The organism is Kosakonia pseudosacchari (assembly GCF_900184035.1).
Taxonomy (GTDB): Bacteria; Pseudomonadota; Gammaproteobacteria; order Enterobacterales; family Enterobacteriaceae; genus Kosakonia; species Kosakonia pseudosacchari.
In genome coordinates this window covers 132264-157874 of record NZ_FXWP01000014.1, presented here as the reverse complement: position 1 = coordinate 157874, position 25611 = coordinate 132264, and the positions used below count along the sequence as shown (strand labels likewise).

The 25611-nt window shown below is 53.1% G+C and carries 23 protein-coding genes and 1 pseudogene; 21 read left to right on the top strand and 3 right to left on the bottom strand.

Annotated elements, in window-relative coordinates; all coding sequences use genetic code 11:
• Positions 1-26: 26 nt before the first annotated feature.
• The 13 genes and pseudogenes from BN2591_RS13930 to BN2591_RS24910 form a co-directional block, all read left to right on the top strand.
• Entirely contained in the window at positions 27-890 is an 864-nt protein-coding gene (locus BN2591_RS13930) for a YicC/YloC family endoribonuclease (protein ID WP_086872409.1), read from the top strand.
• Between the two features lie 189 nt (positions 891-1079).
• Positions 1080-2348, top strand: a complete 1269-nt coding sequence (locus BN2591_RS13925) for a tyrosine-type recombinase/integrase (RefSeq protein ID WP_060683763.1) — start codon at positions 1080-1082, stop codon at positions 2346-2348.
• A 91-nt stretch (positions 2349-2439) separates the two neighbouring features.
• Complete coding sequence (locus BN2591_RS13920) at positions 2440-3336, top strand: hypothetical protein (RefSeq protein WP_047026877.1); 897 nt, start codon at positions 2440-2442, stop codon at positions 3334-3336.
• 101 nt (positions 3337-3437) lie between these two features.
• Positions 3438-3656, top strand: coding sequence for a helix-turn-helix transcriptional regulator (locus BN2591_RS13915; RefSeq protein WP_047026876.1), 219 nt, complete (start codon positions 3438-3440; stop codon positions 3654-3656).
• Positions 3656-4090, top strand: a complete 435-nt coding sequence (locus tag BN2591_RS13910) for a hypothetical protein (protein WP_048994681.1) — start codon at positions 3656-3658, stop codon at positions 4088-4090. The genes BN2591_RS13915 and BN2591_RS13910 overlap by 1 nt, the downstream gene beginning before the upstream one ends.
• A gap of 13 nt (positions 4091-4103) precedes the next feature.
• Positions 4104-4691, top strand: coding sequence for a BRO-N domain-containing protein (locus tag BN2591_RS13905; protein WP_086872407.1), 588 nt, complete (start codon positions 4104-4106; stop codon positions 4689-4691).
• Complete coding sequence (locus tag BN2591_RS13900) at positions 4652-5521, top strand: host cell division inhibitor Icd-like protein (RefSeq protein ID WP_244173011.1); 870 nt, start codon at positions 4652-4654, stop codon at positions 5519-5521. The genes BN2591_RS13905 and BN2591_RS13900 overlap by 40 nt, the downstream gene beginning before the upstream one ends.
• The gene (locus BN2591_RS13895; protein ID WP_086872405.1) at positions 5518-5781 is read left to right on the top strand and encodes a nicotinic acetylcholine receptor subunit beta; all 264 of its coding nucleotides are present in this window, start codon (positions 5518-5520) and stop codon (positions 5779-5781) included. Before BN2591_RS13900 ends, BN2591_RS13895 begins: the two co-directional genes overlap by 4 nt.
• Positions 5778-5978, top strand: coding sequence for a hypothetical protein (locus tag BN2591_RS13890; protein WP_086872403.1), 201 nt, complete (start codon positions 5778-5780; stop codon positions 5976-5978). The genes BN2591_RS13895 and BN2591_RS13890 overlap by 4 nt, the downstream gene beginning before the upstream one ends.
• Positions 5975-6565, top strand: a complete 591-nt coding sequence (locus BN2591_RS13885; RefSeq protein WP_086872401.1) for a hypothetical protein — start codon at positions 5975-5977, stop codon at positions 6563-6565. The genes BN2591_RS13890 and BN2591_RS13885 overlap by 4 nt, the downstream gene beginning before the upstream one ends.
• Positions 6566-6574: 9 nt before the next feature.
• Positions 6575-6916 (top strand): hypothetical protein, encoded by a 342-nt coding sequence (locus BN2591_RS13880; protein ID WP_086872399.1) that lies wholly within the window; start codon positions 6575-6577, stop codon positions 6914-6916.
• The gene (locus BN2591_RS13875; RefSeq protein ID WP_086872397.1) at positions 6909-9665 is read left to right on the top strand and encodes a TOPRIM and DUF927 domain-containing protein; all 2757 of its coding nucleotides are present in this window, start codon (positions 6909-6911) and stop codon (positions 9663-9665) included. The genes BN2591_RS13880 and BN2591_RS13875 overlap by 8 nt, the downstream gene beginning before the upstream one ends.
• 374 nt (positions 9666-10039) lie before the next feature.
• Positions 10040-10111 (top strand): annotated as a pseudogene (locus BN2591_RS24910) (single-stranded DNA-binding protein); the annotation flags it as partial.
• 1848 nt (positions 10112-11959) lie between these two features.
• On the opposite strand, the gene BN2591_RS13865 reads toward BN2591_RS24910, so the two are convergent.
• Both BN2591_RS13865 and BN2591_RS13860 read right to left on the bottom strand, forming a co-directional pair.
• Positions 11960-12433, bottom strand: a complete 474-nt coding sequence (locus BN2591_RS13865) for a hypothetical protein (protein ID WP_086872393.1) — start codon at positions 12431-12433, stop codon at positions 11960-11962.
• Entirely contained in the window at positions 12430-13140 is a 711-nt protein-coding gene (locus tag BN2591_RS13860; RefSeq protein ID WP_086872390.1) for a DUF3800 domain-containing protein, read from the bottom strand. The genes BN2591_RS13865 and BN2591_RS13860 overlap by 4 nt, the downstream gene beginning before the upstream one ends.
• Before the next feature lie 649 nt (positions 13141-13789).
• Between BN2591_RS13860 and BN2591_RS13855 the strand changes: the two genes are divergently transcribed.
• The gene (locus BN2591_RS13855; RefSeq protein ID WP_086872388.1) at positions 13790-14407 is read left to right on the top strand and encodes a trimeric intracellular cation channel family protein; all 618 of its coding nucleotides are present in this window, start codon (positions 13790-13792) and stop codon (positions 14405-14407) included.
• Here BN2591_RS13855 and ligB read toward each other — a convergent pair.
• Positions 14401-16080: an NAD-dependent DNA ligase LigB gene (gene ligB / locus BN2591_RS13850; protein ID WP_086872609.1), complete on the bottom strand. Its 1680-nt coding sequence runs from the start codon at positions 16078-16080 to the stop codon at positions 14401-14403. The two genes, BN2591_RS13855 and ligB, sit on opposite strands and share 7 nt — an antisense overlap.
• Before the next feature lie 257 nt (positions 16081-16337).
• Here ligB and gmk point away from each other — a divergent pair, with 257 nt between their 5' ends.
• The 7 genes from gmk to BN2591_RS13815 all read left to right on the top strand — a co-directional run bounded on the left by gmk (position 16338) and on the right by BN2591_RS13815 (position 25567).
• Entirely contained in the window at positions 16338-16961 is a 624-nt protein-coding gene (gene gmk, locus BN2591_RS13845) for a guanylate kinase (protein WP_086872386.1), read from the top strand.
• 54 nt (positions 16962-17015) lie between these two features.
• Entirely contained in the window at positions 17016-17291 is a 276-nt protein-coding gene (gene rpoZ, locus BN2591_RS13840) for a DNA-directed RNA polymerase subunit omega (protein ID WP_007369481.1), read from the top strand.
• A gap of 18 nt (positions 17292-17309) precedes the next feature.
• Positions 17310-19421, top strand: a complete 2112-nt coding sequence (spoT, locus tag BN2591_RS13835; RefSeq protein WP_086872384.1) for a bifunctional GTP diphosphokinase/guanosine-3',5'-bis pyrophosphate 3'-pyrophosphohydrolase — start codon at positions 17310-17312, stop codon at positions 19419-19421.
• A 4-nt stretch (positions 19422-19425) separates the two neighbouring features.
• The gene (gene trmH / locus BN2591_RS13830) at positions 19426-20115 is read left to right on the top strand and encodes a tRNA (guanosine(18)-2'-O)-methyltransferase TrmH (RefSeq protein WP_086872382.1); all 690 of its coding nucleotides are present in this window, start codon (positions 19426-19428) and stop codon (positions 20113-20115) included.
• A gap of 3 nt (positions 20116-20118) precedes the next feature.
• A complete protein-coding gene (gene recG, locus BN2591_RS13825; protein WP_086872380.1) occupies positions 20119-22200 on the top strand; it encodes an ATP-dependent DNA helicase RecG in 2082 nt (693 codons plus the stop codon).
• A 124-nt stretch (positions 22201-22324) separates the two neighbouring features.
• The gene (locus BN2591_RS13820; RefSeq protein ID WP_086872378.1) at positions 22325-23710 is read left to right on the top strand and encodes a nucleobase:cation symporter-2 family protein; all 1386 of its coding nucleotides are present in this window, start codon (positions 22325-22327) and stop codon (positions 23708-23710) included.
• Between the two features lie 120 nt (positions 23711-23830).
• Positions 23831-25567, top strand: a complete 1737-nt coding sequence (locus tag BN2591_RS13815) for an AsmA family protein (RefSeq protein WP_086872376.1) — start codon at positions 23831-23833, stop codon at positions 25565-25567.
• Positions 25568-25611: the final 44 nt, after the last annotated feature.

Here is a 25611-nt window from a genome sequence, read left to right as displayed (position 1 = left end):
ATCTCTCTTTGAAAACGGGAACGTCTATGATCCGCAGTATGACCGCCTATGCCCGGCGTGAAATCAAGGGTGAATGGGGCTCTGCCTCCTGGGAACTGCGCTCGGTTAACCAGCGTTATCTGGAAACGTACTTCCGCCTGCCGGAGCAATTTCGCAGCCTTGAGCCGGTTGTCCGTGAACGTCTGCGTACCCGTCTCACGCGCGGTAAAGTGGAGTGTAATCTCCGTTTTGAGCCAGATGCCAGTGCGCAGGGCGAACTGATCCTCAATGAAAAACTGGCCAAACAGCTGGTGAATGCAGCGAACTGGGTCAAAATGCAGAGCGACGAAGGGGAAATCAACCCGGTTGATATTCTACGCTGGCCTGGCGTAATGGCTGCCCAGGAGCAGGATCTGGACGCCATTGCAGCGCAGATCCTCGCCGCACTTGACGGCGCGCTGGATGATTTTATCATCGCCCGTGAAACCGAAGGTCAGGCGCTGAAAGGGCTGATTGAACAGCGTCTGGAAGGCGTGAGCACCGAAGTCAGCAAAGTCCGCGCTCATATGCCAGAAATCCTGCAATGGCAGCGCGAGCGCCTGGTCGCCAAACTGGAAGAAGCGCAAGTGCAGCTTGAGAATAACCGTCTTGAGCAAGAACTGGTCCTGATGGCACAGCGCATCGATGTCGCCGAAGAGCTGGATCGCCTTGAAGCGCATGTTAAAGAAACCTACAACATTCTGAAGAAAAAAGAAGCGGTTGGCCGCCGTCTCGACTTTATGATGCAGGAGTTCAACCGTGAGTCGAACACGCTGGCCTCCAAGTCGATTAATGCAGAGGTAACTAACTCCGCTATCGAGCTCAAAGTACTGATTGAGCAAATGCGCGAGCAGATCCAGAACATCGAGTAAGCTATCAGCAGCTCACACCAAACATCAAAATACTGAGAAGCCCGCGAAATTGCGGGCTTTTTTGTTATCATGGGCTATCATGACAACGCAACAAAGCGCATGATTAGTGTGTACACAATGGTGTACCCATTGAAATTTGTGTACATCATTTTGGGTACACCACCTCTTCAAAGTTTGGATATTCGCAAAATGCCAAAACTAACAGATATGCAGATCCGCGCATGGATAAAGGCCGGGGAGCGATTCGAGGGGCGGGCTGATGGGAACGGGTTATATCTCCGCTACCGTGAAGCTGATAAAACCCCCACATGGAGATTCCGATATAAGCTTGCTGGGAAGTCACGCGCTATGCTAATTGGCTCTTATGCTGAACTGTCATTAGCCAAAGCCAGAGAAACCGCCAAAGAGCTATCCGCCCGCGTATCGTTAGGTTATGACGTTGCCGGGGAGAAACAGGAACGTAAAGCCAAAGCACTGGCAAAAATTGAAGATGACAAAAACGCCATGCGTGTTTCTCAGCTTGCAGCAGAATATTTCGAGCGTCAGATCCTGCCACGCTGGAAGCACCCTGACATTCTCCGTCGCCGCATCGACAAAGATATAAACCCCTGCATTGGTCAAATGAGGGTGGAGGACGTGAAACCACGCCACATTGACGACATGCTAAAAGGCATTGTTGACCGTGGAGCGCCAACCATAGCGACGGACGTTCTGCGCTGGACGCGCCGCATATTTGATTACGGAATTAAACGGCACGCGCTGGAGATAAATCCGTGCTCAGCCTTTGAGGTTTCGGACGCTGGCGGGAAAGAGGTTGCCCGTGAACGATGGCTTACCCGTGACGAGTTGATCAGGCTGTTTCAGGCCATGCGTATGGCGAAGGGATTCAGCCGCCAGAACGAGCTTACCTTCAAGCTACTGCTGACCTTATGCGTGCGTAAGATGGAATTGTGCGCTGCCCGCTGGGAAGAATTCGACTTAGACGGGGCAATCTGGCATCTGCCAGAAGAACGAAGTAAAAACGGCGATGCCATCGACATACCGTTGCCGTCACCAGCAGTAGAGTGGCTGCGAGAACTGCGCACCTTTTCGTGCAATAGCAAATGGGTATTACCTGCCAGAAAGATGCAAAACCGCATGATCCCACATATTCAGGAAAGCACCCTGCCCGTTGCGCTGGCAAAGGTTCGCGCTGAAATGCCCGATGTACCCAACTACACCATTCATGATTTCCGGCGTACTGCCCGTACCCATCTTGCTGCGCTGGGCGTTGATCCAGTGGTGGCCGAACGCTGTCTTAACCACAGAATTAAGGGTGTTGAAGGGATTTATAACCGCTACCAATATTTTGAGGAGCGCAAAGCCGCACTTATGTTGTGGTGTGATTTGCTGGTGGCATTAGAGAGTGGCGAAGATTACAACGTGACGCCTATTATAAAGACGCATAAGCTATCGTAAGAATAGATTGAGCCTAGTCCGACGGGATGAAAAGCGGAAGCCTTACCGCCTGGCTCAATCAAGTGAAAGGCAAAGCGTGAAAGGTAGCGTGATGATCTTACCAAAGCATAGATATTATTCGCTTGAAAAAGTAGCCAAAATCACTAAGTGCGAAGTGTCTGATTTAATACATTTTGCTTCAATAGGCTTATTACAGTTTTGTATTAAGATGCCTCATATTGAATTTCTATTCGATAGCTCGCCAAAAAATGAGAACGAGGAAGTAAAGTTAATTAATGTTGAGTCTGATAGTATTTTGCCTGTCGATTACTTAAAAGAAAAATATGATATTAAGCCTGAACCTAATGCTGATCTACACTGCCTAAGATTTAGCTATAAGTCAGATTATTTCTCTGTTACAGAGCAATATGATATGAACTCAGGAAATAAATCCATTGAAAAATGGAGTGGTTTTCTGGCGATCCCTCAAGAGTTTATCGAAGCAGAGGAGAGGTATTTATCTGATTATTGGGATGATTGGGATATAACTATCGATACTCTTGATGTGCCCAGATGCGAAAACGCAACGTTTAGAGATGGCTACGTTGCTGGACGATTTTATTTCGATGACTGGTATACTGTTCATAGTAAGGATATGTATATAACCAGTTATGAGCTTGAATTGCTATGCAATGGCGGCAAGGAAATCACATCAGAAACCAATCTTGCAACAAGAAATAGCCCCAATATTTTATCCACCTCACCACTACCAGTTAATAAAAAAGCTGAGAGACATGCTTCCAATAGAGAGGGGCTATTGAAAGCTGCTATTTATATCCTAAGTAAATATCCTGACGACTGCCGAGGGGAAAGAAAAGAAGTCAGTCCTGAAAAATGGCGGGACTGCTTACTTAAACACAAAGATGAAATTCCACCATTAATGATTACCAATGGTGATGTGATCCTTAAACATCTAAGATCCTCAGTCAACGGGAAGGGGCAGAGTTAATTTAGTGTAAGGGTACAGTGCGCTTACTGTACCTTATGCTCTCATTTTTTTGCCGCTAACCTCATACCGTAACAACAGCTATCACAGGAGTTACGGGACATATGACAGTACACCACGCAGCACAATCAGCATTTCCCACTACTGGATACATCCGCCGTTTTCGTATGCCGGAACTTCTGGGTGTTTCCATGCCAACCATTGACCGCTGGGTTAAGAACGGCACGCTGCCGCGCCCGGTGAAACTTACCGATAACGTGACCGCCTTTGATGCGGTAGAGATTAATAACTGGCTGGCTGAGCGCCGGGGAAAGGTAGCGTAATGGAAAAGAAAAACCGCCCCGTACAGCAGGCGGCTAACTCAGATATTCGCACGTCTGATATTACGCCGACCACCAGCCCGGTACAAGTACCTAAGCGAACCCCAAAGAAACACCGCGCCCGCGTCTATATGCTGCGCACTGGCGTAGAGGGATGGACAGAAAATGATATTCTGCGCTACTGCCGTCTTTCATCCGGGCGTAATTATGCGTCTGAACTGGAGCGCCAGCTTGATATTCAACTGGAGCGTATCGACGAGAAAAACCCGGATGGTATCGGCGCACACCTGCGCTACCGCTTTTCCTGCCGTGGCGATGTTCTCAAGGTGATCCAGCTTGTGAACCATAACGCCGCCATTAATGAACATCACGGGTTATCTCAGCAGGATATTACCGACATTCTGAACCTCTACCCGGACGCGTTTAACGCCGCCTAACGGAGCCTGACAAATGAAAATCGAAAAAAGCCGATTCAATTCGGAGGCCGTCCCACAATCCTACGTTAGCCAGAAAAAAATTCCTCAAGCAGTCAAAGGGGATATTTCCGTTATCCGGTTTGAGGGCATCAAAGTTCGCATCGTCAATATGGATGGCGATCCGTGGTTTATCGCCAAAGATGTTTGTGAGGCACTGGAAATAGTCGATCACAAAGTCGCATTGAGGCGATTAGATGCCGATGAAAAGGGGGAGTGTTTAACACCCACCCCCGGTGGATTGCAGGTTATGCGTACCGTCTGCGAATCGGGCTTCTACAAACTGATCGCCCGCAGCCGCAAGGCCACCACTGCCGGAACGTTCGCCCATCGTTTCACTAACTGGGTATTCCGCGAGGTTATCCCGTCTATTCGTAAAACTGGCTCCTATGGTGTGCCGTTCGCCTTCCTGAACGACCACAGCAAACGCAAAGCAGCTTACGACAAGAAGGCCAGCAAGCGCGGTAAAGACCTGCAAGCCTGCAAAGGTGAGAAGTCCCGCCTGATCGCCGAAGAAGCGGAGCTATGGCGCAAATATCAGCCTCAATTGCCGGAGGTTCACTAATGCCCGCCGTCCAGAGAAGAGCCTTTCCCCTGGCTGGCCTGATGTGTACCTTGCGCGGGATCGCGCACACGCATGAGGGTAAAGCTGGCATAACAGTGCCAGCTAATGCCAGCTCCTCATTTTCTCGTCGTGGTGACGAGGAGAGTTTCGAGACCAGTACGCGCACGAAGATTTATTGGGGGTCACTACGCGAGGAAGATTTTTCCATCATCACTACACGAGGCGGGAAGATTTTTCTGACATCACCACGAGATGCAGGGAATTTATGCAACAGTACGCGCACGCGCGAAGGTGAGTTTCTGGAGTCCAGAAAAAAGGGCTTGCCGACTATTGCCAACCCGGTTTATGGTTATATCGCACCAGCAAAATCTGGTGCCGGGATTGGTCTCCCGGTAAATCGAATGGCGACACACGACGCGCCTAGCGTCTTTTTTTGTGTCGTTAGCTCAGTACACCTCTTTTTCAGCGGTACGGGTATTATCCGTGTCGCTCGCAAAATTATGGTGGGCTGCGTGGGGGCTTCTTCGGAAGCGCCGGTGACCATTCGAGCCGGTAAGACCAACTCTGCGCAGTCCACCACCAGCAAGATTGGTCTCTTCGGTGGTGGGTTAATCCCAAATCGAATGGAGGCTGCCGCTATGCTGGCTACTGTCCCTACCCAAAATCCGCAATTCATCTGGTTAATCGCAGCCGTTCGCCGCGATATGCCGACAATTACCGCCAAAATCCATCACATTATTGCTGAATCTGAGCGCGAAGCCCGCCGCACTCTGGCACGAGATCACGTCTGTTTCTTTGCAGGCCGGATCCGTCAGGAGGTGGCCGCATGAACATTAACGCTTTATACCGCCATCCGTCCGAACTTGAAGCCGAAGCTATGTTATCCCGCGAGCAGGCTTACCCGGATGATTTTACGCTGGCAGACCGAACAGCAGAACGTATGACCCGTGCCCGTAATGGGCTGGCTCACGTTATGACCGATTTAGCCACTCAACTAAACGATGAACAGGCCGCTATCGTGTATTGCTGGTTGAGTAAAGTCCTGACGATTGTCGATATAGCCAGAATTGATGCGGAGGCCAGCGCATGAGCAATTTCCGCGTTATTGCCACCTGCTTTGATGGCTCTGGTGCGCCGATCCCGGTCACATGGCACGGCAATGCCGTCAGCTCCAGTGATGCCAAATTGCAAATGACCCACGAAGCACAGCGCAACGGCTGGAGCGTTGTGGCAATTATTTGTGTACAGCAGAGAAAAATCAGTAAGGGCATAGAGGTGGCAGCATGAATTATCGCGCAGAAGCCACACCCCACGGCGTAAACATCATGACCCGCAACGATGCCGGGATGTATGAGCATGTTGCTCTTATCAACTACGAAAAAGTCGTAGTACGTCTGGATGCGGGTGAGTATGACAATAAGCCCGATGAAGGATTTGCCCTGCATTTTGCAGTGGCTGACGGCGGGGCGCGTGGCTGGTTCGACTTCACCGCGCAGCATAACGTCATTATGTGGCGCTGGCTGATTACGGCCTGTTTCGTTGCCGAAATGAAGCGTGATAACGGCACAACCTCCGTCACTGAGGCTGACGGCACAACATCGCAGGTGACGATTTACTCCAATGGTAATGCGTGCATGGTGGTTTACCCGTTTGCTGAACGGCTGGCGATGGCGAACAACATCGAGGGCGCAATGATTGAGCGCTACGGCGTTGAGCAGGGAACAGAGAACGCCATTGTGTTCTACCGCGCCATGCTGGATGCGGAACGCGGAGAGCTGACCCCATTCGGGCGTGAAACGCTGGCAGAGCTACACGATCACTTCATTGCCGATCTGGATGAAAACGGCTGGCCTGAAATGCCAGCGGCGCACTGAGGGGGCGGCATGATTACCAAAAACTTCCGACTGAATGCGCTGGCGAACCAGTACGCGGCGGCACTTTACAACCACATCACGGCTATCAATGGTGGCAATTACTTCATGGTTGACGCGGCAGGCCAGCAAATCCGTGTGGAACTGGTGGGCGGCATCAGTGGCACGCGCCAGCTTATTGATGGTTACGCGCTCGAAGCACTCAAAGAGACATACCCTCAGTGGGAAAGCATCGGGATCACCATGCTGGAGAAATGCGTCAATGCTGGTGGCCTGACTGATACCGGGCGCGAGATATGGCAAAGCATGATTAATGATATGGGCGCGACCGTGGCAGGAGGCAACCATGCGTAATATCGACCTTATCCGCGAAGTGACCGCCGCCGCTGCTGGTAACTGGCCTTATGTGCTGGCTGGCCTGTCTATCGACGTGCCTGATTCATCACGCCGTCATGCCCCCTGCCCTGCATGTGGGGGTACGGATCGCTTCCGGTTCGACGACAACGGCCGCGGTAGCTTTATCTGTAACCAATGCGGCGCGGGCGACGGCTTAGACCTGATTAAGAAGGTGAACAACTGCGACACCACAGAGGCGGCACAGCTTGCCGCTGATGTGCTGGGTATTGATTACCGGGCAGCGCAAACCGACCCGACGGCAGCGAGCCAGAGAAGGGAGCAACTGGAAGCTGACCGCCAGCAGCGTGAGCTGGAGCGCCAGCAGCAGGCAGCAGAGGACGCAGAGCAGCGAAGGGCTACGTTTGCCCGTCTGTATGCCGGAATGCGCCAGAGTGTCACACAGGGCGAATCTGATTACCTGCAATCAAAAGGGCTGACCGGGTTTAATTACCCGTTTATGTCCGATGGTTCGCTACTCCTGCCGCTGGTGGATGAATCCGGCGCAGTAGTGGCGGCACAGACCATCACGCCGCAGGGAGATAAGCGAATCCTGACAGGTTCAGCAAAGCGCGGGGCATATCACGCCGTAAACGCACCGGAACAGCCGCAGGAGGTGATTATTGCTGAGGGACTGGCAACGACCTTATCCGCTTACCTGATGCGTCCTGACGCGCTGGCAGTGTGTGCCATAGACGCGGGCAACCTGCTACCCGTCGCAATACAGATACGCCAGCAGCACCCACAGGCGGAAATCATCATTGCGGCGGATAACGACCAACTGGACGACAAACCCAATACCGGCACGGATGCCGCAGAAAAGGCTGCGCTTGCCGTCAGGGGCTGGGTTGCTGTACCGCCAACAGACTACAAAGCCGACTGGAACGACTATCACCAGCAAAACGGGCTGGAAGTCGCTACGGCTGCGTTCAACGATTCGATGTACCAGCCGCAGGGGGAATGCGCGAAACCACAACTACAGACCATTGATGGCGGTAAAACTGACCAGCCAGAGAAAGACCCGCTAAAACCCCGCATTGAGAGCCGCAAAGATGGCATTTACTGGATCACGCCTAAGGTGGACAAGGAAAGCGGCGAGATTATCAACAATGAAAGCTGGCTGGCTTCACCGATGGACGTTATCGGCACCGGGAGGGACGATAAGGATCAGTACCTGATACTGCGCTGGCTAGCCTTTGGCGCAGGCATACCGACAACAGCGGCTATCCCCCTGGCTGATATTGGGGAGCGTGAAGGCTGGCGCACCCTGAAAGCGGGTGGGGTTAATGTCACCACCAAAAGCAGCTTACGGGCGATTCTGGCCGACTGGCTACAGCGTAGCGGCTCGCGTGAATTGTGGCGCGTTGCTCACGCTACTGGCTGGCAGTGCGGGGCGTACATCATGCCGGACGGGGAGATTATTGGCGCACCTGCGCACCCCGTTTTATTCAGTGGACGCAGTTCTGCCGCCGCTGGTTATACCTTAAAGGGCACCGCTGAGAGCTGGCGTAACAGCGTTGCGCGTCTGGCATACGGTAACTACGCGATGATGACAGGCATTGCCGCCGCACTGGCAGCACCGTTAATCGGGCTGGCTGGCGCTGACGGGTTCGGCATTCACTTCTATGAACAGTCGAGCGCGGGTAAAACCACCACGGCGAACGTGGCGAGCAGCTTATACGGCAACCCGGACTTACTACGCCTGACGTGGTACGGCACGGCGCTGGGTCTGGCGAACGAAGCCGCCGCACACAATGACGGACTGATGCCGCTGGATGAAGTCGGACAGGGGGCAGACCCGGTAAGCGTGTCACAGTCTGCTTATGCGCTGTTTAACGGCGTGGGGAAATTGCAGGGCGCAAAAGAGGGTGGCAACCGCGATTTAAAACGCTGGCGAACCGTGGCGATCAGCACCGGGGAAATGGACCTGGAAACCTTCATCGCCACCGCCGGACGCAAGACCAAAGCCGGGCAACTGGTGCGCCTGCTAAATATCCCGCTGAGTAAGGCGGTACGCTTCCACGACCACCAGAACGGCAAACAGCACGCCGACGCGCTGAAAGATGCTTACCAGCACCATCACGGCACTGCCGGGCGGGAGTGGATCAGGTGGCTGGCAGACCACCAGCAGCAGGCCATTGATACCGTGCGTGAGTGTGAAGCCCGCTGGCGCAGTCTTATTCCTGCTGACTATGGCGAGCAGGTTCACCGCGTGGCCGCACGTTTTGCCATTCTGGAGGCTGCTTTGCTGCTGGGTGAAGTAGTCACCGGGTGGGATGCTCAGACGTGCCGCGATGCGATACAGCATAGCTACAACGCATGGTTGCGTGAGTTCGGTACGGGGAACAAAGAACACCAGCAGATTATTGAGCAAACGGAGGCGTTTTTGAATGCGCATGGCCTGAGTCGCTACGCACCGTTGGGTTATGACCCCCGTGATTTACCCATCCGTGATTTAGCCGGATACAGGAAGAAGGGGAACCACGACAGCGACCCGATAATTTTCTACACCTTCCCGGCGACCTTCGAGCAGGAGATAGCGCGGGGATTCAATGCCAAACAGTTTGCCGAGGTACTTAAACGCGTCGGGATGCTCACCCCACCGACCAGCGGCAGAGGTTATCAGGGGCGTGTGCGAGAGGATGGCAGGCAAATCCGCGTTTATGTGCTCAACTTCATGGCAGAGGAAACCACCCAGCCAGAGGAGTGATATTTTTTCACATACGTAGTTTTAGTGTTGTCTCAGTTGTCTTTGTTGTCTCAAATTGTAAATTTGATTGATTTATAAGGTTTTTATTTCATTTTCTGAGACAACAGCGAGACAACATTTAGCTGTTTTGAGACAACATAGTGAAAGTGTGATTTTTTGCCTGGCTGGCAGTGAGACAACATTTACCCTGCGTGAGACAACACAAAATCATCAATGTTGTCTCGGCAAAATTCAGACGTGGCGCGGCCTGTAGCGCGGTGAGACAACAAAGACAACTGAGACAACACTATTTCTGCTTACTATGAAAAAAAATCGGCAGGTGTCCCACGTTAAGAAATCGTTATTAGCAAAACTAATAATCCGGTGAGGTAACAATGACAGCACAAATTTCAGCATACGGGCGGCTTGTGGCAGATCCCCAGACCTACACCACAACGAACGGTAACGCCTTCCGGTTCAATGGTGGTAAGAGACAATGGCAGGCCACCGGCGGAAGGTGATGATTCGCAGTAAAGTTCGCACCAAAACGGCTGTAAATTTTGGACTGTTCTTGACGGATTTTTAAACCCTCATGGCGCTAAACCCGTGCCAGTCGCGGGCTTTACGCCTGATCAGGATTTAGGTTGTCCAGAATATTCTGGTTCGCGCCATTGGTTCGCAGTACGCAGTCAGGTACGCAGCAAAACGGCGCATTCAACGTGCGTACCACCTGACGAATTCTAACTACGGCATTGCAAACAGAAATTGCGCACTGCGAATTCGCAGTAAGTTACGCCGGGCGAATTGCGTATTCGCAAAATAGCGGAGAGGCCTAGTATTGCTGGCTTTGGTGTTATCCATTCGCAGTTGGTAGCGCCACGGAGGTGATAAGTTTTGATAAGGATTCCTAAGATTTACTAAGTCTTAATTGCGCGATACGAAACCGATTCGCAGTTGCGTACCAGCCTGTAAGGCGCATCATCGCTGGGTTTCTACAGCCGTACGCAGTACACAAAGTGGAAAATCCTCCAAATACGAAACCCAAATATTGCGCAGTAAATTGCGAATTGCGCAGTTCACAAAAAATCTTTGAAAAACGAAACGGATACCAATACGAAAACCATCCTCAAAGCCGCGCCATTGCTGACTTTATAGGTGCGAAGTACGCAAAATAGTGCGCAATTCGTAGTTAAATACACATATTATTTCGTATTCAATTTGCGTACCGTTCGCAGTTAATGCGCAGTAATTCGCAGGAGGCCAGCCAGTGAGAGACAGAACGCGTAGCTATACCACGGCCTTACCCCGCATTGGTCTGAAATTCCTCGCGCACATCCGCAGCAATTTGGCGGACGCAGTACCCGGTACACAGCTTTCCTGCCAGACAGAGTGCGGAACCCTGTATATCTTCCGACAGGCAGACGGCTACGCCATGACAATCAACGGCGTTACACGGACAATCAGAACCACGACAACACAGGCTGGCTACGGCATTCGGCAATGGTACGTTTGCCCCCATTGCGTGAAACGGGTAGCGAAGCTGTATATCGGTTTGAAGGATATAGGCTGCCGGGAATGCTGGAAACTCCACTACAAAAGCCAAAGCGGGGATAAGTTAGATCGGATGCGTATGAACATACGCCGCCAGCGGTTCGCCATTTGGGGAGACGGTGAGCAGTTTCGTAACCTGTTTAACCACCCGAACACTTTTCCTAAGCCAAAGGGTATGCGATGGGATACGTTCGAGCGGAAATTAGGCAGGCTTATAATGTACGAGGCTGCATACTGGCGAGCGTTTAGTCCGGTTGTGGACAAGATCACCGGGCGTGTACGGTAGTAGTTCACCGAACTGCTAATACAATGATTTAGTCCCACTAACTAGGAACAATCACCATGACGCCACGCGTGATAGCTTTATTAGCTGCCGCCAAACTGGAGCACGAAGGCCACCAGCTTCACCCAGCAGACCTGACCAACAGAGTTATATTGTTACCTGTACTATCTAGCGCCTACATTTAAGGCTGAGTACGAGGGGCTTTGACCTTCGATTTTTAAGGATTTTAATTAAGCCAAGCCAAATGATAGGTAAAACCTATTAACGCAACCTGCATGTATGGTTCTATTGAAAAACAACAACATGTTGTGTTGTTTGCGTAAAGTACGAGTCGGTAACTCATATGACGCATACAAGACTAATTGACTATCGTCGAAACTTTACTTACATTTAGCCTATCTCATCTACCATCCTCTGGTGTCAGTGTAGAAGGAGTTACGGCCCCGTCTTCTCAGGAAGGCGCGGCCAGCCTAAACAGCGGTTATTTATATCTTTCCCATCTTTTATTATATTTTTTCTTCTTGTGTTCTTCCTGAATGTAAAAAGCTGTCCACGGTAAAATGTAGTTCCCGCGATCATCCAAAACGACCAAGTAATTCTCGTTTTCGAACCATATATGGATTCTTTGATTTTTCCCTTTTGGTTCAGCCCAAACCTTTAAGCATGGCTCATCACAGTTATCGATAATAGGCTTAGGCCAAGCAATTCGTTCGCAGCGACGGATATCAGGGACCCTTTCATCTTCCTGATCTCCGGTACTGATCATATGCCAGAACGTTGCTGATTTACCGTCATATTCGGGATAACGCTTGAGACCCAATCGCTTTCCTCTGAAAACAGGTTTTGAGAGGACAAAGTCTTGATGAAAAACCTCATAGATAGCCTCAAAGTAGTCATCCCACACGCCTTTGTAATGCTCAAATAGTATAAGTAATGGTAAGGAAAGTGGGTTCATTTCCATCCTCCATTAGCAGCCCATATCATGAGGTTAAACTTGGGTTCTCTGAGTAAAGTGTTCCGCGTTAGTTGGTAGCCACTTCTCTCACGAATTCTCTCAATTAGGAGGAGTTTGGCTTTACTTCCTTCTAGGTTACGGTGCAAATAACTGAGCGCGCCAATAAGCAGATCAGCCAGTTGAAGTTGTTCAGCTTCGTGTGAGTTTATTCGTTGGATATGGGCGATTGTCTTTCTTGAGTAGTCATAGGCATTGTTGCAAAGCACGTCATGCAATTTGCGAATCTTTTCGTGCCCCAATGTATCTTTGATATCAATGAAGACACGATATTGGCTGCCCGGATCGAAAATAGTTTTCAGCATGACAAAATACATTTTGTAGTACCACTCATCATGGCTTTGCTCAAAACTAGTGTGATCAAGTGTTGATTTATCAGGTATCACAAGCCCGCGAAAATGCAAATCATCATCATCGAAAAAGTAGTCAATAAGATCCATATAAAACGCGATCTTAGACATGCCAACTTTGGTCCACTTTGTTTCAAAATCAGCGGCAAGACCATGCTTTTTCTTTATTTCACGCAAACGATTAGCAATACTCAGGCGCTTGCTAACTGGGCACCAAACAGCGCCCAGTACCATTGCTTTCTCATCATCGTTTTCTAAATGACAAGATTCATCACAATAAACGTTATAAGTTTGAATCATGTGTAGTAACGATCTGGCTGGGGTTAATGCACAAAGTGTGCTCGTTACTAACAAGATACCTCAACTACCAAAAAAAACGATAGCTTGGAAATCCATACAGTGTGTATGACCCGGTTAAGGGCAGTACTTGCAAAAGTAGCCGAGCCTCTCTTTCTTGCGCTTGGTAACTATCATCGGTGGTTCACTCCTTATAGTGGGACGGAACTATCATACTGTAAGGGTGAGAACGACAAGAGTGCGGCAAGGATGAAAAACGAACAAAAAGGGAGAGCACCTTAAACAGCCATGTACACAAGGGTGTACACAATGAAAAAAATCAATAAACAAAATTCAGTATTAATGGAGCATTAACAGTACTACTCAATAAACAGATCCAAGAGTAACCTCTTCGCAGCACGTTGAAAAGGCCCGGTGGGGCCTTTTCATTTATCACGCCGCCTGTAATTAACTTATGCTGAATTTTATTCATCGCTGCCATTTACCTGCCCTACGCACTTCTATTTAAATTTTAAAATCATACAGATAATCCAATACAAACTCCGAACAACACATTAGTTAAACTTATTCAAAACCACACCCCTTAGAAAATCTCAATCGCATCCCTGAGTGTTAATCGCTACCCTGCCGCTTCTGATTTACGGGGGAGCGCATGCTGTTACACATTCTCTATCTGATTGGCATCACGGCCGAGGCGGTGACCGGCGCACTGGCGGCAGGCCGGCGCAGAATGGATACTTTTGGCGTGATAATTATCGCCACAGCAACGGCGCTGGGCGGCGGCTCGGTACGCGATATCCTGCTGGGCCACTACCCGCTCGGCTGGGTAAAACACCCGGAATATGTCGTTATTGTTGCCGCCGCGGCAGTATTAACGACGATCTTCGCGCCGGTGATGCCGCATCTGCGCCGTCTGTTTCTGGTACTTGATGCCCTCGGTCTGGTGGTGTTTTCCATCATCGGCGCACAGATTGCCCTCGATATGGGTGAAGGCCCGGTTATCGCCGTGATTGCTGCAGTGATCACCGGCGTCTTCGGCGGTGTTTTACGGGATATGTTCTGCAAACGTATCCCGTTAGTATTTCAAAAAGAGCTGTACGCCGGGATCGCCTTCGCCTCTGCCGTACTCTATATCGTTCTGGGTCATATGGTTCCCAGCCACGATATGGTGGTAATTGCAACCTTGCTGTTTGGCTTTATTACACGGTTACTGGCTATCCGCTGGAAGCTCGGCTTGCCCGTGTTCCACTACAAGCACAGCACTCACTGAAATGCCTTTATTCCTTGTTCACTCAACCAGGCCGAAAGTTTTTCAATTTCGGAGGCATGCATAAAGGCAACGATCTGCCGGGCTTTTTCAGCACCAATTGCCGGAAAACGCTGCCACTCCTTTTCATTACGCGTGCGCATTTGCTGCCATGTTGTATCAGCAGTGACTTTCAGCGCAGGCTGCGGCAGCGGTGCTCCCAGTGCAATTAGCCAACGAATAAGCGGTTTTTCTCGTACCAGCGAAAAGCGATGCCAGAGCTGTAAACCGCGTTCCGGCGAAATGCCAGGCGTCGACTGTAATTGCTCTTTTGTCAGCGCCAGCCATGAAAAAAGATGTTCAAAGTTATGCGCCTGATTTAAACCCCGCCAGCCGCTTTCGCCAAACCCTTCAATCCCCAGCGCTTTTTGTGAGCTAAGCCACACCAGGCGGGCAATAAATTGCTCCTGACATTCCGCTGAGGCATAAAAACAGGTCAACGGAGTAAAACGAGGCGCAGGTGGCACGGGTTTATCGCGAACAAGTGAACGCCACGCCACGCTGTCGATGCGCGGGATCCCTTGTCCGGCAAGGCTGATAGCGATTTGATCGCCAGGCGCAACATCCAGCTCTTGCCAGCGTCTGACTGAACCCAAATTGACCCGCTGAACACGCTTGTCATCGAGTTGTACCGGTTCCAGCAGAGCCACCACGGAAATTTTACCGGTACGTCCAATGGCAAACTGAATATCTTTTACGGTTGCAATTTCCTCGGGCGGTTCATATTTCCATGCCACCACCCAATTGCCCTGCCCCGGTAGCCAGGTATTTTCCGCCGGTTCGGTTCCCGAACGCACCACCACGCCATCGGTGACGAAAGGTAATTCAGAGGTAAACCAATGGCTACGCAGTTTTTCCACATCTTCTACCGTACTTACTGGCACGCTATATTGCGCTTCATGATTAAACCCGGCTTTGCTGAGTTCCACCAACTTTTGCGCCAGCGTTGCCGGGCCGTCTGGCCATGCCCAGACGAAAAACGCCAGATCATTGAGAATAGAGGACTCATCGCGGCGCATCATCGCACCGGCAACTTTTGCGCGGGCGTTAAGTCCACCGGCCTGTTTCTGAATATGGTTTTCTGTGCGTAAAAACAGTTCACCCTGCAATACGCTATTTGCCAGCGCGCCACTCACCGTTTCAGGAATCGATGGGATAGCGCGTATTTTTGCCGTCCAGTCTTCGCCCGCCAGCCCATCGCCGCGACTGATCGCCTGCGCCAGTTCACCATTGCGATAGATTAACGTCACCGCGACGCCATCCACTTTTGGTTGCGCCCAAAGATCGGTTTTTCCCGCCATCCAGCGCCGTAGCGCTTGCTTACCCGCCAGTTTTTGTACACCCGTATGTGCGACAGGATGTTTCACACTGCCGCCGGGTAAGACAGGTGCTGAATTTACGGGTTCAAGTGCAAAACAGCGTTGCCAGGCTGCCAGCCGTGCGCTGAGCTGGTCGTAAACCGCGTCACTGACCTCGCTTGCTCCCTGCTTCCAGTAGTGCTCATTCCACTGGGCAAGCTGCTGTTGAAGGCGGCTTACCTCATCTTGCGCTCTTGAGGGCGACCAGACAGGACACACCGCCAGGCTGGACAGGCTCCATAGCAACAGACATACCGCGAATCCGGTTCTTTTCCACATCATCCCTTCTCCTTGTGATAGCGCCGCTGTTATAGCGTGGCCAACCCGGTGCTGACGACGTGGAAAGAGAGAGATTGCGAGAAGGGTTCCGGCAATTCACTACCGCTATGAAAATTTGCAAACAAAACAGGAAAGCAGGCCGCAAAATGTCAAACTTAGCGGGAAAAAGTGTGACAAAGGCTACGTCACATAGCGGCGATGTGTATAATAGGCACGTATGTAAGTTTCCTTTCGCAATTCACATACAAAAGACTCTCATGGCTCAAGGCACGCTCTATATTGTTTCCGCCCCTAGCGGCGCGGGTAAATCAAGCCTCATCCAGGCTTTGCTAAAAACCCAACCGTTATACGACACACAAGTTTCTGTTTCGCACACCACGCGCGCTCCGCGTCCGGGGGAAGTGCACGGTGAACACTATTTCTTTGTTAACCATGACGAATTTAAGTCCATGATTAACGACGATGCGTTTCTTGAGCATGCCGAAGTCTTTGGTAACTATTACGGCACTTCTCGCGCCGCCATTGAGCAAGTGCTGGCAACTGGCGTAGATGTGTTTCTTGATATCGACTGGCAGGGTGCGCAGCAAATTCGTACCCGTATGCCGCAGGCGCGCAGCATCTTTATTCTGCCGCCGTCGAAGCTGGAGCTCGATCGCCGCTTGCGCGGGCGCGGCCAGGATAGCGAAGAGGTCATTGCGAAACGTATGGCGCAGGCAGTTGCGGAAATGAGCCATTACGCAGAATATGATTACCTGATTGTGAATGATGATTTCGATACCGCTTTAGGCGATCTGAAAACCATTATTCGCGCCGAACGTCTGCGCATGAGCCGCCAAAAGCAGCGACATGACGCTTTAATCAGCAAACTATTGGCAGACTGAGCCTGGTTTCAGTATCATGCCCAGTCATTTCTTCACCTGTGGAGCATTTTAATTATGGCACGCGTAACTGTTCAGGACGCTGTAGAGAAAGTAGGTAACCGTTTTGACCTGGTGCTGGTCGCCGCGCGTCGCGCTCGTCAGATGCAGGTTGGCGGTAAAGATCCGTTAGTCCCGGAAGAAAACGATAAAACCACCGTTATCGCGCTGCGCGAAATCGAAGAAGGTCTGATCAACAACCAGATCCTCGATGTCCGTGAGCGTCAGGAACAGCAAGAGCAGGAAGCCGCAGAACTGCAGGCCGTAACCGCCATTGCTGAAGGTCGTCGTTAATTAACCTGCAGGTCACCCTTGTATCTGTTTGAAAGCCTGAATCAGCTGATTCAACACTATCTGCCTGAAGACCAAATCAAACGTCTCAGGCAGGCGTATCTCGTTGCACGTGACGCTCACGAGGGACAGACACGTTCAAGTGGTGAACCTTATATCACGCACCCGGTCGCGGTGGCCTGTATTCTGGCCGAGATGAAACTCGACTACGAAACGCTGATGGCTGCGCTCTTGCATGACGTGATTGAAGATACCCCCGCCACCTACCAGGATATGGAGCAGCTGTTTGGCAAAAGCGTTGCCGAGCTGGTGGAAGGGGTGTCGAAGCTTGATAAGCTCAAGTTTCAGGATAAGAAAGAAGCGCAGGCTGAAAACTTTCGCAAGATGATTATGGCGATGGTGCAGGACATTCGCGTCATTCTTATCAAGCTTGCCGACCGCACTCATAACATGCGCACGCTGGGCTCTCTTCGCCCGGACAAGCGTCGCCGCATCGCCCGTGAAACCCTCGAAATCTATAGTCCGCTGGCGCACCGTTTGGGTATCCATCACATCAAAACCGAACTCGAAGAGCTGGGTTTTGAAGCGCTGTATCCGAACCGCTACCGCGTTATTAAAGAAGTGGTGAAAGCCGCGCGTGGCAACCGTAAAGAGATGATTCAAAAAATCCTCTCGGAAATCGAAGGGCGTTTACAGGAAGCGGGCATTCCCTGCCGCGTCAGCGGTCGCGAAAAGCACCTGTATTCGATTTACTGCAAAATGGTGCTGAAAGAGCAGCGTTTCCACTCGATTATGGATATCTACGCTTTCCGCGTGATTGTTCACGATCTGGATACCTGTTATCGCGTTCTGGGCCAGATGCACAGCTTGTACAAGCCGCGTCCTGGTCGCGTGAAAGACTATATTGCCATTCCCAAAGCGAACGGCTATCAATCTCTGCACACCTCAATGATTGGCCCGCATGGCGTGCCGGTTGAGGTGCAGATCCGTACCGAAGATATGGATCAGATGGCAGAGATGGGGGTTGCCGCGCACTGGGCATATAAAGAGCATGGCGAAAGCAGTACCACCGCGCAAATCCGCGCCCAGCGCTGGATGCAAAGCCTGCTGGAGCTGCAACAGAGCGCCGGTAGTTCGTTTGAATTTATCGAGAGCGTTAAATCTGATCTCTTCCCCGATGAGATTTATGTTTTCACCCCGGAAGGCCGTATTGTCGAGCTGCCCGCTGGCGCGACGCCGGTGGATTTCGCCTATGCGGTGCACACGGATATCGGTCATGCCTGTGTTGGTGCGCGCGTTGACCGCCAGCCGTATCCGCTGTCGCAGTCGCTTTCCAGCGGTCAGACGGTAGAAATCATCACCGCACCAGGCGCACGCCCGAATGCCGCGTGGCTGAACTTTGTCGTCAGCTCGAAAGCGCGCGCCAAAATCCGCCAGATGCTGAAAAACCTCAAGCGTGACGACTCGGTGAGCCTCGGCCGCCGTCTGCTGAATCACGCGTTGGGCGGCAGCCGTAAACTGGCTGAAATCCCGCAGGAACATGTGCAGCGCGAGCTGGATCGCATGAAACTCGCTTCGCTCGACGATCTGCTGGCAGAAATCGGCCTCGGCAACGCTATGAGCGTCGTGGTAGCAAAAAACCTGCAACAAGGGGAAGCCGTACAAGCAACACAGGCCACCTCAGGCAGCGGTCATCTGCCAATTAAAGGCGCAGACGGCGTCCTGATCACCTTTGCCAAATGCTGTCGCCCCATTCCTGGCGACCCGATTGTCGCGCACGTCAGCCCCGGCAAAGGGCTGGTTATTCACCATGAGTCCTGCCGCAACATTCGTGGCTACCAGAAAGAGCCAGAGAAATTCATGGCAGTCGAGTGGGATAAAGAGACCGCGCAGGAATTTATCACCGAGATCAAGGTAGATATGTTTAACCATCAGGGCGCACTGGCGAACCTGACGGCAGCGATTAATACGGCCTCTTCGAACATTCAAAGCCTGAATACCGAAGAGAAGGACGGCCGCGTCTACAGCGCGTTCATCCGTCTGACGGCGCGCGATCGCGTTCATCTGGCGAATATCATGCGTAAAATCCGCGTGATGCCGGATGTGATAAAAGTCACCCGCAACCGAAACTAACTTTATGAATTCTCAGCGTTATGCGCGTATCCGCGAGATGCTCGCCAGGCGTCAGCCTGACCTGACGGTCTGCATGGAGCAGGTTCACAAACCTCATAACGTCTCCGCCATTATCCGCACCGCAGACGCCGTTGGCGTGCATGAAGTCCACGCCGTCTGGCCGGGTAACCGCATGCGCACCATGGCCTCGTCCGCTGCGGGCAGCAACAGTTGGGTGGAAGTGAAAACCCACCGCACCATTGCCGATGCCGTCAGCGTGCTGAAAGCGCGCGGCATGCAAATCCTCGCCACCCATCTGTCTGATAACGCCGTTGATTTTCGCGAGATCGATTACACCCGCCCGACCTGCATTCTGATGGGCCAGGAGAAAACCGGGATCACTCAGGAAGCGCTGGATCTGGCGGATCGGGACATCATCATCCCGATGACTGGCATGGTGCAGTCGCTGAATGTTTCTGTGGCATCCGCCTTGATCCTTTACGAAGCGCAGCGCCAGCGGCAAAACACCGGTATGTATGAGCGTGAAAACAGCATGTTGCCGGATGAAGTTCAGCAACGCCTGCTGTTTGAAGGCGGCTACCCGGTGCTGGCGAGAGTCGCGAAACGCAAGGGCCTGCCTTACCCTCACGTTAATACGGAAGGCCAAATCGAAGCCGACCCGACGTGGTGGGCAACCATGCAGGCGGCAGGATAAACAATGAAAGGTAAGCTGCTCGATGCGGTGCCATTAAGTTCGCTGACGGGTGTCGGCGCGGCGCAGAGCAGCAAGCTGGCGAAAATCGGCCTGCATACCGTTCAGGATCTCCTGCTTCATCTCCCGCTACGCTACGAAGATCGCACCCAGCTTTACCCGATTGCCGACTTGCTGCCGGGCGTTTACGCCACGGTGGAAGGCGAGGTGCTGAACTGCAATATCACCTTCGGCGGCCGCCGGATGATGACCTGCCAGATTAGCGACGGTTCCGGCATCCTCACCATGCGTTTCTTCAACTTCAACGCGGCGATGAAAAACAGTCTCGCCACCGGTCGCCGTGTGCTGGCCTACGGGGAAGCGAAACGCGGGAAGTATGGCGCGGAGATGATCCATCCCGAATACCGCGTGCAGGGCGATCTCAGCACACCGGAATTGCAGGAAACCCTGACGCCGGTTTATCCGACCACCGAAGGCGTCAAACAAGCGACATTGCGCAAGCTCACCGACCAGGCGCTGGAACTGCTGGCGACCTGTGCTATCAACGAACTGCTGCCGCCGGAACTGGCGCAGGGCATGATGAGCCTGCCAGAGGCGCTGCACACGCTGCATCGCCCGCCACCAACGCTGCGATTAAGCGATCTGGAAAGCGGGCAGCATCCGGCGCAGCGCCGTTTGATCCTTGAAGAGTTGCTGGCGCACAACCTCAGCATGCTGGCGTTGCGCGCTGGCGCGCAGCGATATCATGCGCAACCGCTCAGCGCCAAAGATGAACTGAAAAACCGCCTGCTGGCTTCATTGCCGTTTAAACCCACTGGCGCACAAGCGCGCGTGGTCGCGGAGATCGAACGCGATATGGCGCTGGATATACCTATGATGCGCCTGGTGCAGGGTGATGTCGGTTCCGGTAAAACGCTGGTTGCCGCGCTGGCAGCCCTGCGGGCGATTGCCAATGGCAAACAAGTGGCGATGATGGCGCCTACCGAACTGCTCGCCGAGCAGCACGCCAACAATTTCCGCACCTGGTTTGCCCCGCTCGGCGTGGAAGTGGGCTGGCTGGCGGGTAAGCAAAAAGGTAAAGCACGGCAGGCGCAGCAGGAAGCGATCGCCAGCGGTCAGGTGCAAATGGTGGTGGGCACCCACGCGATTTTCCAGGAACAGGTGCAGTTTAACGGCCTTGCGCTGGTGATTATCGACGAACAGCACCGCTTTGGCGTTCACCAGCGGCTGGCGCTGTGGGAAAAAGGTCAGCAGCAGGGTTTTCACCCGCATCAGTTGATCATGACCGCAACACCGATCCCGCGCACGCTGGCGATGACCGCCTACGCCGATCTCGACACCTCGGTGATCGACGAACTGCCGCCGGGCCGTACACCGGTCACTACCGTCGCCATTCCGGATACGCGCCGCAACGAGATTATCGACCGCGTGCGCAGCGCCTGCACCGGTGAAGGCCGCCAGGCCTACTGGGTTTGTACCCTGATTGAAGAGTCCGACCTGCTGGAAGCGCAAGCGGCGGAAGCGACCTGGGAAGAGTTAAAACGGGCGTTGCCGGAGCTAAATGTCGGCTTGGTGCATGGCCGCATGAAACCGGCAGAAAAACAGGCGGTAATGCAGGCATTCAAACAGGGCGAGCTGCATCTGCTGGTCGCCACCACGGTAATTGAAGTGGGCGTCGATGTACCGAATTCCAGCCTGATGATTATCGAAAACCCGGAGCGGCTGGGACTTGCGCAACTCCACCAGCTACGTGGTCGCGTTGGGCGCGGCGCGGTTGCGTCGCACTGTGTACTGCTCTACAAATCCCCGCTTTCCAAAACCGCGCAAAAGCGTCTGCAAGTGCTGCGCGACAGTAACGATGGCTTTGTGATTGCGCAAAAAGATCTGGAAATTCGCGGCCCCGGCGAACTGCTTGGCACCCGCCAGACCGGCAACGCGGAGTTCAAAGTCGCCGACCTGCTGCGCGACCAGGCGATGATCCCGGAAGTGCAACGCGTGGCGCGTCATATTCATGAGCGTTATCCGCAGCTTGCCGAAGCGCTGATTGACCGCTGGATGCCGGAAACAGAACGCTATTCCAACGCCTGAGTTTTAGAACCTTATCCCGTAAAAATAACACCCCTTAGAAAAGTATGTTTTTAGCAAAGCAACCGTTTGCTTTTACCAAACAGTCCGATAAAATCAGCGCTTTTCCATCAGGGGATTGCTTGAGATGTCCGTAAACACCATCGAGTCAGAAAGTGCGCAACCGGTTGCGCAGACTCAACCCAGCGAACTGATCTACCGCCTTGAAGATCGCCCGCCGCTGCCGCAGACCCTGTTTGCCGCGTTACAGCACCTGCTGGCGATGTTTGTTGGCGTTATCACGCCCGCGCTGCTCATCTGCCAGGCGCTGGGTTTACCGGCTCAGGACACTCAGCACATTATCAGCATGTCGCTGTTCGCCTCGGGCGTCGCCTCTATTATTCAGATCAAAGCCTGGGGACCGGTCGGCTCCGGGTTGCTCTCGATTCAGGGCACCAGCTTTAACTTTGTTGCGCCACTGATTATGGGTGGTACCGCGCTGAAAACCGGCGGTGCGGACGTGCCCACGATGATGGCTGCGCTGTTCGGCACCCTGATGCTGGCCAGCTGCACTGAAATGGTCGTCTCCCGCATTCTGCCGTTTGCGCGTCGCATTATTACTCCACTGGTTTCCGGCGTGGTGGTGATGATTATCGGCCTGTCGCTGATCCAGGTGGGGCTGACCTCCGTTGGCGGCGGTTTTGCCGCGATGGGCAACCACACCTTCGGCGCGCCGAAAAACCTGCTGCTGGCAGGCGTGGTTTTAGGGCTGATTATTCTGCTTAACCGCCAGCGCAACCCGTATCTGCGCATTGCATCGCTGGTGATCGCCATGGCGGTTGGCTATGTGCTGGCGATGTTTATGGGCATGCTGCCGGAATATAGCGCACCGGCAACGTCTTTTATGGTGCCAACGCCGCTTTACTACGGCCTGAGCATTGACTGGACCCTGCTGCTGCCGCTGATGCTGGTATTTATGATCACCTCGCTGGAAACCATCGGTGACATCACCGCCACTTCTGACGTCTCCGAGCAGCCCGTCGCTGGCCCGCTGTATATGAAACGCCTGAAAGGTGGCGTGCTGGCAAATGGCCTTAACTCCTTTGTTTCCGCGGTTTTTAACACCTTCCCGAACTCCTGCTTCGGCCAGAACAACGGCGTTATTCAGTTGACCGGCGTTGCCAGCCGCTATATCGGCTTCTTCATCGCGGTGATGCTGATGGTGCTCGGCCTGTTCCCGGCGGTGAGTGCGTTTGTGCAGCAACTGCCTGAGCCGGTACTGGGCGGTGCAACGCTGGTGATGTTCGGCACTATCGCCGCATCCGGTGTGCGCATTGTTTCCCGCGAACCGCTGAACCGCCGTGCGATCCTGATTATCGCGCTGTCGCTGGCTGTGGGCCTGGGTGTTTCCCAGCAGCCGCAAATTCTGCAATTCGCGCCGGACTGGCTGAAAAACCTGCTCTCTTCCGGTATTGCCGCAGGTGGGATCACCGCGATTGTACTGAATCTGATTTTTCCGCCAGAGAAAAACTGATAACCCCCGCGGCAACGGGGCGAAACCGTTGCCGCCGTAATCTCCTTTCATCATTCCGCCCTTGAGCATTGCGCATAAATCGTGCATAACTGCCAGACTGGCAACTGGGGATGGAAGATCATGAAATTTCTTGGAAAGCTGCTCCTTTTCGTTGTTATCGCTCTGCTTGTGGCGGTCATCGCCTGCTATTTCCTGCTGCAAACCCGTTGGGGCGCAACGCAGGTCAGCAAGTGGGTGAATGATAACAGCGGCTATCACCTGACCTTTGAAGCGATGGATCACCGCTTCTCCTCCCCTTCCCATGTGTTGTTAAAAGGCGTTAATTTTGGCCGCAAAGGTCAACCAGCAACGCTGGTCGCCAAAACGGTGGATATTGGCCTGAGCAGCCGCCAGATTACCGATCCGCTGCACGCCGACACCATTTTGTTACAGGACGGCACGCTGAATTTCTCCCCGTCCGCCGCGCCGCTGCCCTTCCAGGCCGATCGCCTGCAATTGACCAATATGGCCTTTAACAGCCCGACCACCGGCTGGGATCTCAGCGCTCAACGCGTCACCGGCGGCGTTGCGCCGTGGCAGCCGGTTGCTGGCAATGTGCTGGGTAGCAAGGCGCAAATTCAGATGAGTGCCGGTTCGCTGACCTTAAACGGCGTTCCCGCCAGTAATGTGCTTATTCAGGGTAGTATCGATAAAGATGTCGTCACGCTCACCACTATTGGCGCGGATATGGCGCGCGGCTCTCTGACCGGCGATGCGCAACGCGCAGCGGATGGAAGCTGGGTAGTGAATAATTTGCGGCTGAACGATATCCGCCTGCAAAGTGATAAATCCCTGCTCGATTTCTTTAGCCCACTGATGACGCTACCCTCGCTGAAAATTGGCCGTGTCGAAGTGACAGACGCCCGTTTGCAGGGGCCGGGCTGGGCCGTCACCGATCTGGATTTAAGTTTGCGCAACCTGACGCTGACCAAAGGCGACTGGCAAAGCGAAGATGGCAGGCTGTCGATGAATGCCAGCGAATTTATTTACGGCTCGCTGCATCTGTTCGATCCGATCCTCAATGCTAACTTCTCGCCGCAGGGCATTGCACTGCAACAGTTCACTTCGCGCTGGGAAAACGGCATGGTGCGCACCTCCGGCAACTGGTATCGCGCGGGTCATGCGCTGGTGCTGGACGACACCGCTTTCGCCGGGCTGGAATACACCCTGCCGGAAAACTGGAAGCAGCTATGGATGGAGGATTTACCACCGTGGCTGAACACCGTAACGCTGAAAAAATTCAGCGCCAGCCGCAATCTGGTGATTGATATCGATCCGGCTTTCCCGTGGCAACTGACGGCGCTGGACGGCTACGGCGATAACCTGCAACTGGTGCGCGAGCGCAAATGGGGCGTATGGGGTGGCACAGCGAAGCTGAATGCCGCCGCCGCCACCTTTAACCGCGTGGATGTGCGCCGCCCGTCGCTGGCGCTGAATGCCAACAGCAGTGTCGTTAACATCACCGAACTGAGCGCCTTTACCGGCCAGGGCCTGCTGGAAGCCAAAGCCGTGGTTGCGCAAACGCCGGATCGCAGCGTCAATCTCAGCCTGAACGGGCGCGGCGTGCCGGTGAATGTGTTACAGGAGTGGGGCTGGCCGGCGCTGCCGATCAGCGGCGACGGGAATTTACAGCTCACCGCCAGCGGCAGCGTACGCGCCGATGCGCCGCTTAAACCGTCGGTGAACGCCGAGCTTTCTGCCATTAACGTGCAGAAACAGCAAATCAAGCAGAGCATGCATGGCGGCGTGGTAACCGGGGGTGTGGTCACTCCGCCAGCCACGGAAACACCTTCTCAACCCGCCCCCGCGAACCCCTGAAACATGGCTTTAACAAAAATTGCGCCTTTCGCGTGGGAACGTGG

Excerpts from the sequence above, each read along its gene's own strand:
- BN2591_RS13930 (WP_086872409.1), top strand. The coding sequence starts at position 27 with ATGATCCGCAGTATGACCGCCTATGCCCGGCGTGAAATCAAGGGTGAA.
- BN2591_RS13925 (WP_060683763.1), top strand. The coding sequence starts at position 1,080 with ATGCCAAAACTAACAGATATGCAGATCCGCGCATGGATAAAGGCCGGG.
- BN2591_RS13920 (WP_047026877.1), top strand. The coding sequence starts at position 2,440 with ATGATCTTACCAAAGCATAGATATTATTCGCTTGAAAAAGTAGCCAAA.
- BN2591_RS13915 (WP_047026876.1), top strand. The coding sequence starts at position 3,438 with ATGACAGTACACCACGCAGCACAATCAGCATTTCCCACTACTGGATAC.
- BN2591_RS13910 (WP_048994681.1), top strand. The coding sequence starts at position 3,656 with ATGGAAAAGAAAAACCGCCCCGTACAGCAGGCGGCTAACTCAGATATT.
- BN2591_RS13905 (WP_086872407.1), top strand. The coding sequence starts at position 4,104 with ATGAAAATCGAAAAAAGCCGATTCAATTCGGAGGCCGTCCCACAATCC.
- BN2591_RS13900 (WP_244173011.1), top strand. The coding sequence starts at position 4,652 with ATGGCGCAAATATCAGCCTCAATTGCCGGAGGTTCACTAATGCCCGCC.
- BN2591_RS13895 (WP_086872405.1), top strand. The coding sequence starts at position 5,518 with ATGAACATTAACGCTTTATACCGCCATCCGTCCGAACTTGAAGCCGAA.
- BN2591_RS13890 (WP_086872403.1), top strand. The coding sequence starts at position 5,778 with ATGAGCAATTTCCGCGTTATTGCCACCTGCTTTGATGGCTCTGGTGCG.
- BN2591_RS13885 (WP_086872401.1), top strand. The coding sequence starts at position 5,975 with ATGAATTATCGCGCAGAAGCCACACCCCACGGCGTAAACATCATGACC.
- BN2591_RS13880 (WP_086872399.1), top strand. The coding sequence starts at position 6,575 with ATGATTACCAAAAACTTCCGACTGAATGCGCTGGCGAACCAGTACGCG.
- BN2591_RS13875 (WP_086872397.1), top strand. The coding sequence starts at position 6,909 with ATGCGTAATATCGACCTTATCCGCGAAGTGACCGCCGCCGCTGCTGGT.
- BN2591_RS13865 (WP_086872393.1), bottom strand. The coding sequence starts at position 12,433 with ATGAACCCACTTTCCTTACCATTACTTATACTATTTGAGCATTACAAA.
- BN2591_RS13860 (WP_086872390.1), bottom strand. The coding sequence starts at position 13,140 with ATGATTCAAACTTATAACGTTTATTGTGATGAATCTTGTCATTTAGAA.
- BN2591_RS13855 (WP_086872388.1), top strand. The coding sequence starts at position 13,790 with ATGCTGTTACACATTCTCTATCTGATTGGCATCACGGCCGAGGCGGTG.
- ligB (WP_086872609.1), bottom strand. The coding sequence starts at position 16,080 with ATGTGGAAAAGAACCGGATTCGCGGTATGTCTGTTGCTATGGAGCCTG.
- gmk (WP_086872386.1), top strand. The coding sequence starts at position 16,338 with ATGGCTCAAGGCACGCTCTATATTGTTTCCGCCCCTAGCGGCGCGGGT.
- rpoZ (WP_007369481.1), top strand. The coding sequence starts at position 17,016 with ATGGCACGCGTAACTGTTCAGGACGCTGTAGAGAAAGTAGGTAACCGT.
- trmH (WP_086872382.1), top strand. The coding sequence starts at position 19,426 with ATGAATTCTCAGCGTTATGCGCGTATCCGCGAGATGCTCGCCAGGCGT.
- recG (WP_086872380.1), top strand. The coding sequence starts at position 20,119 with ATGAAAGGTAAGCTGCTCGATGCGGTGCCATTAAGTTCGCTGACGGGT.
- BN2591_RS13820 (WP_086872378.1), top strand. The coding sequence starts at position 22,325 with ATGTCCGTAAACACCATCGAGTCAGAAAGTGCGCAACCGGTTGCGCAG.
- BN2591_RS13815 (WP_086872376.1), top strand. The coding sequence starts at position 23,831 with ATGAAATTTCTTGGAAAGCTGCTCCTTTTCGTTGTTATCGCTCTGCTT.